Origin of the sequence: Rossellomorea sp. NPDC071047 (genome assembly GCF_050270195.1) — a bacterium.
Lineage (GTDB): Bacteria > Bacillota > Bacilli > Bacillales > Bacillaceae_B > Rossellomorea.
On sequence record NZ_JBNNJT010000003.1, the window covers coordinates 122,229 to 135,218 of the forward strand.

The window sequence follows — 12,990 nt, forward strand, 5'->3', positions numbered from 1 at the left end:
CTGAAATAGATTCATCGAAAATAGTATGAACCAATAAGGAAATGTTTATGTTAAAAATTTGGGGAGACCTTACAATGAAAAAAACCTGATTCTGTACAGTGACAGAATCAGGTTTGCTCACCTTATTCACTTACCGGCACTACAGCTCCATCCCATTCTTCATTGATGAAGTCCTGTATTTCCTTTGAACGCAATGCTTCCACTAAAGCTTTTACTTCCTCTTTACTTTCATCACCTTTGTTAACTGCAATCACATTCACATAAGGAGAGTTACTATCTTCAATGGCAATTGAATCTTCAAGGGGCTTCAACCCTGCATCAATGGCATAGTTAGAATTGATTACGACCGCGTCCCCTTCTTCGTTTTCATACATTTGTGGGAGAAGGGCTGCTTCGTACTCATAATCAAATTGAAGGTTTCTAGGGTTTTCCTTGATGTCTTCAAGTTGGGCCTGCGTATTTTCCACCCCATCCTTTAACGTGATGAGACCTTTTTTCTCTAATAATGTAAGGATACGTCCATGATCCGATACAGAGTTACTCATTAAGATGGTAGCACCTTCAGGAAGCTCCTCTAGAGATTTGTATTTCTTAGAATAAACGCCGATCGGCTCAATATGAATTCCGCCTGCATTGACAAAATCATATTCATTTTCTTTCATTTGCAAGTCCATATAAGGCGTGGTTTGGAAATAGTTTGCGTCAATATCACCATTATCCAGATCTTTATTAGGGAGGATATAGTCCTGATACGTTTCAATTTGCAAGTCGATCCCTTTTTCTTCTAAGACAGGCTTCACTTTTTCAAGGATTTCAGCGTGTGGAATATTAGAAGCTCCTACTACCAATTCCTTTTCATCTTTTCCAGAACCTGAATCACTTCCACATGCGGCCAACCCAAAAATACTTGTTGCTGCTATAACTCCTGCTACCCATTTTTTCATTTAATTTCTCTCCTTCTATCGTTTATCTAATTTATTTGTAAAGAAATCACCCAGTATCTGAATCGCAAACACAATGAGTAAAATCATAATGGTTGCGGCCATCGTCACGTCTTCCCTGCTTCGTTGAAAGCCATCTAAATAAGCTAAATTCCCAAGTCCGCCAGCTCCGATGACCCCGGCCATTGCCGTGTATCCGACAAGGGCGATGGCAGTCACCGTAATTCCTGAAATCAAAGCCGGCATGGATTCTGGTATGAGTACTTTCCATATAATTGTGCTAGTCTTTGCCCCCATCGCTTTCGCGGCTTCGATAACGCCTTTGTTCACTTCTCTTAAAGCTATTTCTACCATACGGGCGTAAAACGGAGCAGCTCCGATAATCAGTGCCGGCAGAGCTGCATTCGCTCCACGGATTGTATCCAATAAAAACTTGGTGAACGGAATCAACAACACGATCAATATAATGAAGGGAATCGATCTGAACACATTTACGACTGCACTTGTAATCGTATATGTCAGTTTGTTATCCCATAGATTGTCCTTAGAAGTAAGGAAGAGCAAAATCCCAAGGATCATTCCGAGTACAAAGGTAATCAATACAGACATACCGGTCATATACAGGGTTTCGAGGGTTGCTTCCCACATCTTCTCCCAATCTACATTTGGAAATAAATTTTCGATCATCCTCTCACCACCTCCACTTGAACCAGTTGCGTTTGAGCATACGCTAATGCATCTTTGATGGTTTGTTCATCCCCATCGAGGTGAACAAATAACGTTCCATAGGCACCTTTTTGGGTTTGGGAGATTTGTCCTTGCAGGATGTTTACATCCAAGTCAAACTTTCTTATCAGGGTGGTGATGAGCGGCTGCTCAGTTGATTCACCTACAAAAGTAAATTTCAGTACTTTTCCATTAGGATATTGCGTCAGTAGGTGATCAATGGTTTCACCCGTTTCCTTTACTTCAGAGACTTCTCTCACGAAACGCTTTGTCACTTGCTCTTGTGGATTTCGGAACACTTCCAATACATCCCCGAGTTCCACGACTTTTCCCTGTTCCATGACTGCAACCCGGTGACAGATCTTCTGAATCACATGCATTTCATGAGTGATCAGGACAATTGTCAGCCCTAAGCGTTTATTAATATCCACCAATAAATCAAGGATTGAATCGGTTGTTTGTGGATCTAAAGCGGAAGTAGCTTCATCACATAGAAGGACATCGGGATTGTTAGCAAGGGATCTTGCAATCCCCACTCGTTGTTTCTGTCCGCCGCTCAGTTGAGACGGATAGGCATCTCCTCTGCCTTCCAAGCCTACAAGCTTTAATAATTCATTAGCTCTTTGGACTCTCTCTTTCTTTGATACTCCAGCAATTTCTAATGGAAACTGGATATTTTCTAATACAGTACGAGACCAAAGGAGATTAAAGTGTTGAAAAATCATGCCTATTGACTGTCTTGCTTCCCTCAGCTGCTTCCCCTTTACCTGGGAAACGATTTGGCCATTCACATCCACTATTCCATCTGTAGGAACTTCAAGACCATTAAGCATCCGGATCAGCGTACTCTTACCTGCCCCACTATAGCCAATCACTCCAAAAATTTCTCCTTGGGCAATATCAATATTGACCCCATCAACGGCTGAGATCGGACCCGATTTTGATTGATATATTTTCTTCACATCTGAAATGGTAATCATGTTGTATTCCACCTTCTTTCGGAGTAAAACGACCTGTTTAATCAGAATTATAGTTGTACTTACCTGATGTTTCATGCTCCTTTTTCTAAAAGCAAAAAAATGCCTTCCTGCGATAAGCAGAAAGGCATAATCATATAGGACTATCCTTTCTCTCATCTTTCAAAGCAAATGCTTTGAGTGAATTGGCACCATTTCAATTTTCATTGACGGTTGCCGGGCTTCATAGGGCACGTCCCTCCACCTCTCTAAATAAGAGTAAAGTATATTATTAAATTATTTGGAATAGTTAAAGACTCTGAAAATTTGCTACAAGAGAGATTCTATCACCGGATATAGAGTGTGTCAATTATTTTTTTGCTACTTGATGTTTAAACTTCAACCGGCTCTTTTTCTCTGGATCTTGTTAGCCAAAGAACTGACTCCACAAATAATAGCGGACGATATCCTCCCCTTACTTCCAGGGATCCGTCCTCAATCAGTTGAGACAACCGTTCTTCCCCCATAAGTAGAGAAATCACTGTTTCCTCCATTCCTTCAATGACGAAATGAGCATCCCTATCCAATTCATCCAACACTGTGCATCCCTTACTCGAAATCGAAATACCGTACAAATTTTTCCCACAATCAAACTGAAGAATAAACGGGCTATCTGGAAATAAGAGTCGTAAGTGATACCTTGAATGACATTGATCTACTAATCCCTCTAAATTTATTCGCATGAATACCCTCCCAGTGAAACTTCTATATAATAACAATTCCACTTTTAGGTATTTTCCCCTCTTATACTTTCTCGACATGTTTTGAACAGGTCCATCTAATTTGTCGAACAGTAAGAATTTGGATGATAACCAGTCAAAAAATGATGTCATTCGCAACATTTCCCGAGAAATATGTCTTCGTATGTAGAAAGAAAATCGTTCTATAATTGGATTTCATAGAAAAATAGGTGAATTTAGACAAATAAAAAAGACCTTCTCCCAAAAGGTCTCTTATCCCTCTAGCTATCCGCGGTTTTGTTTAAGGTTTCATATAAAAATGGCACGGATTGAAAGGCATAAATCCTTTCCTGTTCGACGCCATCTTTAAATAAAAGTAGACAGGGTACACTTTCGATGGATTGCTCTTCTGCAAATTGGGGCAAGTAATTCAGGTTGGCCTTCAAAAAATGAAAGGATTGTGGAAGCTTCTCCACTACGTCAATCATCTTGCTTGCCACCTGACAGGTACCACACATCGGTGTATATAGATAAACAGCTTCGAACGCATGGTCTTCAATCGATTGTTTTAAAGTTTCGGTACTACTTACCTCAATCAAAACTAGATCATCCTTTTTCCTAGAAATTCTTTATGAACGTCTATATTAGCTCCAATAAGGACGGATGCGAGGTGATACTCCGGAGCTGCGGCCACTTCCTTGTACATTCGATCAATATACAAATGTTCAGCTTCAGGAAACTCACGTTTAAATTGCTTACGCAGTTTTTCACCTGCATCATCAGCATCTACTAATATATAGACATCCCTTTCCAATAAAGCATCAATGAGTTCGTCCATTTTCGTAATGCTAATGGTCCCGTTTGTACAAATAATTTCAATCGGTTCTTTAATGATATCCCTTACTTTTCGTTTGTCTGTCGTCCCTTCGACAATGATTACTTTTTCGTCAAGTTCCATCATGATCATCACCTTATCTTTCATAAATAAGATTACGATAGTATATTCAAATAACAAGAGATGATGTCCACTTTCTACTTATATTTTCTCATGTTTATAAAAAAAAGTGCAAGTGGTTTGCATAGACCATCAATTTTATACAAATGATGCCAGATTCGTAAATGAATCTGGCATCACGAGCCTCTCTAACACCAGCCACCCTCATCACAATCGGTGTATCTTGCTTGATCGCCTTCTGTAGAAGTGTAGCTTTGATAAATTTTATTTTCTTTTGCTTCAAAGTTCGGCTCCATGGTGATTCCGTCAAGAGGCAAAGCCATTCTGCCGATCGGCTGATTATCCAAATATAGTTCTACTTCACCATCTTTAAGTTTTCCTGTCACTCTATTGGTTACATCTAATTTCCTTGGTTCAAGTACCATACGTATTCATCCTTTCTTTATTGAAGGCTCTTTTAGTAAACTTTGTTGTTTTTAGAAAATAGCGAGTAATGGTTGATTTCCGCTCCAGGTGCTCGCTTTCCGCGGGGCGTGAGTTGAGCCTCCTCGGGCTTTGCCCTGTGGGGTCTCAACTTTCCCGCTATTTCCCGCAGGAGTCGAGCACCTTACGCTCCAATCAACTTTCAAAGCTTGAGTTTCTTAATATAGACTATATAAATGCCTGGCACGTATTAAAAATTGCTTTTTTTAAAGTTTGTAGTGTCGATTTTAGCTTCTCGAGTGAAACGAATTCCTCTTAAAGATCTGATTGACAGAGCCCAGGCATTTTATTAAAAGAAAACAATCGTTGCGAAAAGAGCTTTTTTAAAAAAACGTCTACTCATATGATACCCAAAATAAAAAACAAAACACCTTGAGAAATTCTCAAGGTGCATGGTAGAAATTATCCTTCATTAATCATTTCGTCATACTGTTCAGCTGTCATAAGTTTGTCTACTTCTCCAGCATCTGTTGGTTCAACAACGATCATCCATGCTTTTTCATAAGGTGATTCGTTTACGAATTCAGGGCTATCCGATAGCTCTTCATTCACTTCTACCACCTTACCAGATACAGGTGCATATAGCTCGGAAACGGTTTTAACCGATTCAACACTACCGAATGGTTCGTCCGCTTTGATCTCATCTCCAACCTCTGGTAATTCAACGAATACGATATCGCCCAGTTCAGATTGTGCAAATGATGTGATTCCTACGCGTACATTTTCCCCTTCAACCTTGACCCACTCATGTTCTTCTGAATAACGAAGTTCTTTCGGTGTACTCATTCTCTATCCCTCCAAATGCTAGTTATACAACCTAATATTGACACACTTTTCATTGAAAAAGCAAGAAAACTAAGCGTGAATAATGAAACTTTTTCATTGTCCATGATTTGGTAATCGCAGTCCTCTTTTTACTTCCACGTTTCTTCAAAGGTTTCTTCCTTGAAACCTATTGTCACCTTGTTTCCATCCGTCGTAATCGGACGCTTGATCAGCATCCCGTCTGTGGAAAGGATTTCTAATAATTCCTCATCAGAAGCAGAGTTCACTTTATCTTTCAAGCCTAGTTCTCGATACTTTTTACCACTTGTATTGAAGAACTTTTTAAGAGGTAAACCACTCTTTTCATATAGGCTTTTGAGCTCATCTTTCGACGGTGGGTTTTCCACAATATGTATTTCATTCATTTCTATATTTTGATCTTCCAGCCACTTCTTTGCTTTGCGGCATGTACCGCACTTGGGATAAGAATAAAAAGTCAATGACATCATTCCACCACCTTTCATTATGATCTGGATGAAGCAAGGCTACATCCAGCATTCTTTATTGCACGAATCTATCTCTACATTCGACAATATTCATTATTATCCTTCTTTTGTGAAACATTACTCACATTGTTTTTCAACCGTCTCAACCAGTTCCTTCAAAAGGACGGTTGCATTATCCAATTCAAGAGAATAGAAACGCTGCGTCCCCTTTTGCTCTAATGACACTAATTGCTGATCTCTCAGGATCTTTAGATGGTGAGAAACAGCAGGGCGCGATAATGTTAGATTTTCAGTTATTTGATTGACCGTAAGAGGTTCTTGTTCGGCAAGAAGTAATATTATGTCCTGACGATAAGGATCACTCAGTGCTTGAAATAATGGAATGCAAGCACGAAATGTATCGATTGCTTTTTGACCCATAGTCTTCTCCCTTCAAACTCATTCACATTCAATTATACCCGTTCTTGTACTTTACGAACAATATTTGTGACCAATTTCCTCGGCATAAAACGGATGGACTGAGTCAGTATTCTGTTCTTAACCCCCGGGATGATAACCGTTTTATTTTTCATCATCATTTGGTTATACCCCTCTTCTACCACTTCTTCCACGCTCATCACACCCGACTGAAATAGTTTAGAAGACTGCAGGTCAGCTGCATCGCTGAATCCCGTTTGGGTAGCTCCGGGGCACAAAGCGGTCACTTTCACTCCGTGTGGTCCCCATTCATTAGCCAGAGCTTCTGAGAATGAAAGGACATACGCTTTAGTAGCATAGTAAACCGCCATTAACGGACCCGGCTGGAATGCGGCTGTTGAGGCGACATTTAGGATTTGTCCACGTTTCTGGTTCACCATTTCTTTTCCAAAATACTTGCTTAGCTCGGTAAGGGCAGTGATATTCACTTGAATCATGTCCAGCTCTTTTGAGAGCACGGTTTGTTCGAATTCACCAAACAGCCCCAATCCTGCATTATTGATCAGGAAATCTATCTGGATCCCTTTTGCTTTCACTTCCTCATATAACGTTTCAGATGCTCCTGGTTTGGAAAGGTCTGATAGTATGACATATGATTTCACTCCGTACTTACTTTCAATTTCATTTGATAAAGTACGCAGCTTTTCCTCACTTCTTGCTACAAGAATCACATCATGACCTGAACCTGCAAATTTATGACTAAAGTGCAAACCTATACCACTTGAAGCACCTGTAATTAAAACTGTTTTATTCATCTATGATTACCACCTTATCTTTAATGTTTAAACACTTAAACGTTCAAGCGTTTAAACATATAATAATTCGATGAGGAGTAAATGTCAAGTAGAGTGCAAAATAAAGGGACGGACCTCTGATCAAAGGTCCGTCCCCAGCGAAAATTATACTATATATTTCTCGGCTTCAACCAGCTTTTCTGATGCTGCACGTTTTACTGCGATCACGTTGATCGGCGTGTGGCGGGTGAATTTACGAAGTGCTGACAGCATCATGCGCAGTGTGTCACCCGTTTCAGTTGCTACAAGCGTTTCTTTTGCATGCTGTTCGATTTCGTTGAATGCTTCTTGACAGAAGATTTGGGTGTAAAGAAGTTTTTGCTGAGCTTTCTCTACTCCACCTTTTTGAATCGCTTTTTCTGTTCTGAGAACAACGGACTCCATCGCGTATGCGTTTGAAACGATATCAGCAATGTTCACAAGGATTTCCTGCTCTTTTTCAAGAGCTTTACCGAATTTTTGAGCCGCTAAACCAGATAGCATCAAGCCGATTTTCTTTGCGTTTTTCACAAGGTATTTTTCCTGAGCAAGTGGCTCGTCACCTACTTCTTCTGGCATAAGCATCATCAATTCCTCTTGAAGGGCCTGTGCTTTTTGAAGTAATGGAAGCTCACCTTTCATCGCTTTACGCAGGTACGTGCCAGGAACAAGAAGGCGGTTGATTTCATTCGTTCCTTCAAAAATACGGTTGATACGGGAGTCACGATACATTCTTTCAATTTCGTATTCCTGCATGAAGCCGTAACCTCCGTGAAGTTGAACACCTTCATCGACAACATAATCCAATACTTCTGTTGCGAAGAATTTATTCAGAGAACACTCAATCGCATATTCTGCAATCGATTTTGCCACTTCAGTTCCGTTCTTCACTTCTTCATCCGTAAGCTTGCTCATACGATCCTCGAACAATCCTACTGTGCGGTAAACGGAGCTTTCTGCTGCGTATAATTTAGACGCCATTGTTGCCAGTTTTTCTTTTGTCAGGTTGAAAGCAGAAATTGGTGTTTTGAATTGCTGACGTTGATTCGTGTATTGTACCGTTACCTCTAAAGCACGTTTACTCGCTCCGACAGCACCTACCCCTAATTTGTAACGGCCGATGTTTAAAATGTTGAAGGCAATGATATGACCTTTCCCGCTATCCCCAAGAAGGTTTTCCACTGGAATTTCAGCATCTTCCAGAATTAATGTCCGAGTGGAGGAGCTTTTGATACCCATTTTCTTCTCTTCCGGACCAGTTGAAACTCCAGGGAACTCTTTTTCTACGATGAATGCCGAGAAATGCTCCCCATCGATTTTTGCATACACAACAAATACATCAGCAAATGCGGAGTTTGTGATCCACTGTTTCTCACCATTTAAAATGTAGTGAGTACCTTCTGCATTCAATTTAGCAGTCGTTTTAGCACCCAGGGCATCCGAACCTGAACCCGGTTCCGTTAATGCGTATGCTGCCAGTTTCTCACCAGTTGCCAGTGGAGGAAGGTACTTTTGCTTTTGCTCTTCATTACCGAACAGAACGATTGGCAGTGACCCGATTCCAACGTGTGCTCCGTGAGAGATGGAGAATCCGCCTGCACGTGACATTTTTTCAGCAATCAGTGCCGAGCTTAACTTATCCAATCCCAATCCGCCGTACTCTTCAGGAACATCTGCACCCAGAAGTCCAAGATCCCCCGCTTCTTTTAACAGGCGGACAGAGTGGTCAAATTCATGGTTTTCCAGATTATCGATGACAGGTACCACTTCATTTAATACGTAATCCTCGGTTGTTTTGGCAATCATCTTTTGTTCATCGGAGTATTCCTCCGGTGTGAAAACTTGCTCACAGCTTACATCTTCAATTAAAAAACTTCCACCCTTGATCAGCTTTTCTGTTTGATTCGCCATTTCGAATCCCCCTAAAAATTATTATTTTGAAGGAGCAGGGGGCCTCGGTATTCGAGGTCCGTCCCTCCTATTAACCTATTAATTCAAAGACGCCTGCTGCACCCATACCGCCGCCGATGCACATGGTGACGATACCGAATTGCTGGTTTCTGCGTTTCATTTCGTGTACGAGGGAAAGGGTCAGCTTAGCCCCTGTACAGCCCAGTGGATGACCAAGAGCGATGGCTCCACCGTTTACGTTCACTTTTTCTTCATCTAGTCCAAGCTGACGAATGACTTGGATGGATTGAGAAGCGAATGCTTCGTTAAGCTCAAAAAGTCCGATATCCGACAGGTCCAAACCTGCCATTTTCAATGCCCGTGGTATCGCTTCGACTGGACCGATTCCCATGATTTCAGGCGGAACTCCGGCTACTGCAAAGCTTCTGAACTTGGCCATTGGTTGCAGACCTAATGAACCAGCCTTTTCTCTATCCATTACCATGACCGCTGCCGCTCCGTCACTTGTCTGTGAAGAATTCCCTGCTGTTACAGAGCCCTTCACATTGAAGGCAGGGCGTAATTTAGCCAGAACTTCCGAGCTTGTTTCAGAACGTACTCCTTCGTCTTTTGAAAATTGGAATGATTTCTCTACGAGCTTATTTTCATTGCTTACTGAACGGTGAAGCACATCAACCGGTACGATTTCATCGTCGAATTTCCCTTCAGCAATCGCTTTTGCCGCTTTTTGGTGACTTCTTACCGCAAATGCATCTTGATCTTCTCGGGATACACCGAACTTCCTTGCCACCTGCTCGGCTGTATGACCCATACTCATATAGTATTGAGGCGCATTTTCTGCGAGCTTGGCATTGGGACGGACTACGTGACCCATCATGGGAACAAGACTCATGGATTCAGCTCCACCTGCAATCGCTGTATCTGAGTGCCCAAGCATGATTTTTTCTGCAGCATAAGCAATGGATTGCAGTCCAGATGAACAATAACGGTTAATCGTGATTGCCGGTACTGAATCAGGCAGGCCCGCAAGGCCACCAATATTTCTTGCCATGTTTAACCCTTGTTCTGCTTCAGGCATCGCGCATCCGATGATCAGATCATCGATATTGCCTTCATAGTTTCCTGCACGTTTGAGGGTTTCTTTAACTACAAGTGCCCCAAGATCATCTGGTCGCACCTGTGCTAATGATCCTTTTCTTGATTTTCCGACTGGTGTTCTTGCACCAGCAACAATGACTGCTTCGCGCATGAAATTCCCCCGCTTTCTAATATGGTATAGACGCTGATTAATTGCGTAATGGTTTTCCTTTTACAAGCATGTGCTGCATTCTTTGCTGTGATTTCGGCTGTGCAACAAGACTCAGGAATGCTTCTCTTTCAAGATCCAACAAGTATTGTTCGTCTACTTCAGTGCCGTATGGAACCTTCCCGCCAGCAATGACGTAGGCAAGCTTTTTCGCGATCATCAGATCGTGTTCTGAAATAAATCCTGATTGGAGCATGGATTGAGCTCCAAGAAGAAGAGTTGCATATCCTGTTTCACCCACAACGGGTACTTTCTTACGGATCGGTGCTGAGTATCCACCTTCGTACAGGCTTAGCGCAGCCTGTTTGGCATCGTATAACAGATGATCATTGTTTACACTTACCCCATCTGCTTTATTTAAGAAGTTGTTTTCCCTTGCTTCATCACCGGATGTGGATACCTTGGCCATAGCAATCGATTCGAATACTTTATTGGCTACTTTTTGAAGATCGAATTCCACTCCATTTGGAAGGTTCGCTAAGTGCTTCATATAAAGCTCTTTGTTTCCGCCGCCTCCAGGAATCAATCCGACACCGACTTCCACTAAGCCCATGTACGTTTCCATTGAAGCCTGGATGTGGGCAGCCGGTAGGCAAACTTCGCTACCTCCGCCTAATGTCATGCCGAATGGTGCTGCTACAACTGGTTTTGTTGAATATTTGATCTTCATCATCGCCTGCTGGAAGTGTCTGACGACCATATCGATTTCAAATACGTTGTCATCCTGTGCTTCCATTAGAATCATGGCAAGATTTGCTCCTACACAGAAGTTCTTGCCCTGATTTCCGATGACGAGGCCTTTATAATTCTTCTCTACTTCATCCACTGCAAAATTAATCATTTGCGTAATATCCATTCCAATGGCGTTATTTGGAGAATGGAATTCAAGAAGCGCGATACCATCACCTATATCGATTAGGCTTGCTCCGGAATTCTTTTTGATCAGCTCCCCTTGCGTCTTAAGCGCCTTTAAGTCGATTGCCTTCGGATTTCTCTCTACAAGTTGGTAGTCTCCATTGTGATAGAAGTAACGCTCACCATTTTCTTCTTTATAGAAAGCGGAATGACCTTCAGAGAGCATCGTTTCCACCCACTCAGGAACGATGTGGCCTTCTTCCTTCATACGGGTCACAGATTTTTCAACTCCGATTGCATCCCACGTTTCAAATGGGCCCATTTCCCATCCGAAGCCCAATTTCATTGCCTGGTCGATGCCTACGATATCATCGGCGATTTCACCATGCAGCTCGGCGGAATAGTTCAACACCGGGGACACGATATTCCATAGGAGCGTGCCTGCTTGATCTTTCGCATACACAAGTGATTTTATTTTGTTTTTTAATCCTTTTTCATTTTTCGCCATTTCAAGAGAAGCCGTTTTCAGCTTTTGACGTGGCTGATAATCCATGGTTTCCGGATTAAGCTCCAGGATCTCTTTTCCTTGTTTCAGGAAGAAGCCCTGTCCGCTCTTGCTTCCGAGCCAGCCATTTTCAAGCATCTTCTGCATGAACGCCGGTACTTCAAATACCTTCTGCTCTTCCCCTTCCACTTGGTCGTATACATTCTTCGCTACATGTGCGAATGTATCAAGTCCGACCACATCAAGTGTACGGAAAGTGGCACTTTTAGGTCTCCCGATCGTTGGTCCCGTGATGGAATCCACTTCTCCTACAGAGTAGCCGCCTTTCAGCATTTCTTGAACAGTGATGAGCAATCCATACGTTCCGATGCGGTTTGCAATGAAGTTCGGCGTATCTTTCGCCATTACGACACCCTTACCAAGGATGTCTTCACCAAATGTCTTCATGAAACTGACTACTTCCGGATCCGTCTTCTTCGTTGGAATCACTTCAAGAAGCTTTAAGTAACGAGGCGGATTGAAGAAATGCGTGCCTAAGAAATTCTTCTGGAAATCATCGCTTCGTCCTTCTGACATAGCTTCGATTGAAATCCCGGATGTATTTGAACTGATGATGCTACCCGGTTTCCGGTATCGTTCCACTTGTTCGAACACTTTCTTCTTGATATCTAAATTCTCAACGACTACCTCTATGACCCAGTCACAATCCCCGATATTCTGAAGATCATCCTCGAAGTTGCCTGCTGTTATGAGTGAGGCGTTTTGCTTTGAAGTCAATGGTGCCGGTTTTTGTTTAAAAAGCTTTTTTAAAGCGTTTTCACTAAACTGATTACGAAACGCCTTGCTCTCCTCTGTCAGTCCCTTTGCTTTATGTTCGTCTGTTAATTCTCTTGGTACGATATCTAATAACATTGTCGGGATGCCGATATTTGCAAGATGAGCGGCAATTCCTGAACCCATGACTCCTGATCCTAACACTGCGGCTTTCTGAATTCTACGACCCAATGGTATTTCCCCCTTTTACACACTTTGAATGAATACTCATTCATTTTTCACTCAAAAAAAAGACTCGAATGAGTTCCTGTTACATC

At 42.0% G+C, this 12,990-nt stretch carries 14 protein-coding genes and 1 riboswitch; all 14 genes read right to left on the bottom strand.

Annotated elements, in window-relative coordinates:
• Positions 1–122 precede the first annotated feature (122 nt).
• Complete coding sequence (locus ACQKFO_RS12665; protein WP_427599063.1) at positions 123–944, bottom strand: MetQ/NlpA family ABC transporter substrate-binding protein; 822 nt, start codon at positions 942–944, stop codon at positions 123–125.
• 15 nt (positions 945–959) lie between these two features.
• Positions 960–1,628 carry a methionine ABC transporter permease gene (locus tag ACQKFO_RS12670; RefSeq protein ID WP_427599065.1) on the bottom strand — a complete coding sequence of 223 codons (669 nt, stop codon included), beginning with the start codon at positions 1,626–1,628 and terminating at the stop codon, positions 960–962.
• Entirely contained in the window at positions 1,625–2,647 is a 1,023-nt protein-coding gene (locus tag ACQKFO_RS12675) for a methionine ABC transporter ATP-binding protein (protein ID WP_427599067.1), read from the bottom strand. The genes ACQKFO_RS12670 and ACQKFO_RS12675 overlap by 4 nt, the downstream gene beginning before the upstream one ends.
• A 149-nt stretch (positions 2,648–2,796) precedes the next feature.
• Positions 2,797–2,903: riboswitch (SAM riboswitch) on the bottom strand.
• Positions 2,904–3,015: 112 nt separating this feature from the next.
• Complete coding sequence (locus ACQKFO_RS12680) at positions 3,016–3,366, bottom strand: SCP2 sterol-binding domain-containing protein (protein ID WP_427599069.1); 351 nt, start codon at positions 3,364–3,366, stop codon at positions 3,016–3,018.
• Positions 3,367–3,644: 278 nt separating this feature from the next.
• Positions 3,645–3,959 (bottom strand): thioredoxin family protein, encoded by a 315-nt coding sequence (locus ACQKFO_RS12685; protein WP_427599508.1) that lies wholly within the window; start codon positions 3,957–3,959, stop codon positions 3,645–3,647.
• A 5-nt stretch (positions 3,960–3,964) separates the two neighbouring features.
• A complete protein-coding gene (locus tag ACQKFO_RS12690; protein WP_148970066.1) occupies positions 3,965–4,324 on the bottom strand; it encodes a toprim domain-containing protein in 360 nt (119 codons plus the stop codon).
• Between the two features lie 182 nt (positions 4,325–4,506).
• Positions 4,507–4,743 carry a YusG family protein gene (locus ACQKFO_RS12695; RefSeq protein ID WP_148970067.1) on the bottom strand — a complete coding sequence of 79 codons (237 nt, stop codon included), beginning with the start codon at positions 4,741–4,743 and terminating at the stop codon, positions 4,507–4,509.
• A 460-nt stretch (positions 4,744–5,203) separates the two neighbouring features.
• Positions 5,204–5,587, bottom strand: coding sequence for a glycine cleavage system protein GcvH (gene gcvH, locus ACQKFO_RS12700; protein WP_427599072.1), 384 nt, complete (start codon positions 5,585–5,587; stop codon positions 5,204–5,206).
• A 128-nt stretch (positions 5,588–5,715) separates the two neighbouring features.
• Positions 5,716–6,072, bottom strand: coding sequence for an arsenate reductase family protein (locus tag ACQKFO_RS12705; RefSeq protein WP_427599074.1), 357 nt, complete (start codon positions 6,070–6,072; stop codon positions 5,716–5,718).
• Positions 6,073–6,189: 117 nt separating this feature from the next.
• On the bottom strand, positions 6,190–6,492 hold the full coding sequence (locus ACQKFO_RS12710; protein ID WP_044338179.1) for an ArsR/SmtB family transcription factor: 303 nt from the start codon (positions 6,490–6,492) through the stop codon (positions 6,190–6,192).
• Between the two features lie 32 nt (positions 6,493–6,524).
• Complete coding sequence (locus tag ACQKFO_RS12715; protein WP_427599076.1) at positions 6,525–7,304, bottom strand: SDR family NAD(P)-dependent oxidoreductase; 780 nt, start codon at positions 7,302–7,304, stop codon at positions 6,525–6,527.
• 144 nt (positions 7,305–7,448) lie between these two features.
• Positions 7,449–9,233: an acyl-CoA dehydrogenase family protein gene (locus ACQKFO_RS12720; RefSeq protein WP_427599078.1), complete on the bottom strand. Its 1,785-nt coding sequence runs from the start codon at positions 9,231–9,233 to the stop codon at positions 7,449–7,451.
• Positions 9,234–9,303: 70 nt separating this feature from the next.
• Positions 9,304–10,482, bottom strand: a complete 1,179-nt coding sequence (locus tag ACQKFO_RS12725; protein WP_427599080.1) for an acetyl-CoA C-acetyltransferase — start codon at positions 10,480–10,482, stop codon at positions 9,304–9,306.
• A gap of 37 nt (positions 10,483–10,519) precedes the next feature.
• Positions 10,520–12,904: a 3-hydroxyacyl-CoA dehydrogenase NAD-binding domain-containing protein gene (locus ACQKFO_RS12730; protein ID WP_427599082.1), complete on the bottom strand. Its 2,385-nt coding sequence runs from the start codon at positions 12,902–12,904 to the stop codon at positions 10,520–10,522.
• Positions 12,905–12,990 lie beyond the last annotated feature (86 nt).

What these genes read in the sequence shown, in the direction of transcription:
- ACQKFO_RS12665 (WP_427599063.1), bottom strand. Translation starts at nt 944, where the DNA reads ATGAAAAAATGGGTAGCAGGAGTTATAGCAGCAACAAGTATTTTTGGG.
- ACQKFO_RS12670 (WP_427599065.1), bottom strand. Translation starts at nt 1,628, where the DNA reads ATGATCGAAAATTTATTTCCAAATGTAGATTGGGAGAAGATGTGGGAA.
- ACQKFO_RS12675 (WP_427599067.1), bottom strand. Translation starts at nt 2,647, where the DNA reads ATGATTACCATTTCAGATGTGAAGAAAATATATCAATCAAAATCGGGT.
- ACQKFO_RS12680 (WP_427599069.1), bottom strand. Translation starts at nt 3,366, where the DNA reads ATGCGAATAAATTTAGAGGGATTAGTAGATCAATGTCATTCAAGGTAT.
- ACQKFO_RS12690 (WP_148970066.1), bottom strand. Translation starts at nt 4,324, where the DNA reads ATGATGGAACTTGACGAAAAAGTAATCATTGTCGAAGGGACGACAGAC.
- ACQKFO_RS12695 (WP_148970067.1), bottom strand. Translation starts at nt 4,743, where the DNA reads ATGGTACTTGAACCAAGGAAATTAGATGTAACCAATAGAGTGACAGGA.
- gcvH (WP_427599072.1), bottom strand. Translation starts at nt 5,587, where the DNA reads ATGAGTACACCGAAAGAACTTCGTTATTCAGAAGAACATGAGTGGGTC.
- ACQKFO_RS12705 (WP_427599074.1), bottom strand. Translation starts at nt 6,072, where the DNA reads ATGTCATTGACTTTTTATTCTTATCCCAAGTGCGGTACATGCCGCAAA.
- ACQKFO_RS12710 (WP_044338179.1), bottom strand. Translation starts at nt 6,492, where the DNA reads ATGGGTCAAAAAGCAATCGATACATTTCGTGCTTGCATTCCATTATTT.
- ACQKFO_RS12715 (WP_427599076.1), bottom strand. Translation starts at nt 7,304, where the DNA reads ATGAATAAAACAGTTTTAATTACAGGTGCTTCAAGTGGTATAGGTTTG.
- ACQKFO_RS12720 (WP_427599078.1), bottom strand. Translation starts at nt 9,233, where the DNA reads ATGGCGAATCAAACAGAAAAGCTGATCAAGGGTGGAAGTTTTTTAATT.
- ACQKFO_RS12725 (WP_427599080.1), bottom strand. Translation starts at nt 10,482, where the DNA reads ATGCGCGAAGCAGTCATTGTTGCTGGTGCAAGAACACCAGTCGGAAAA.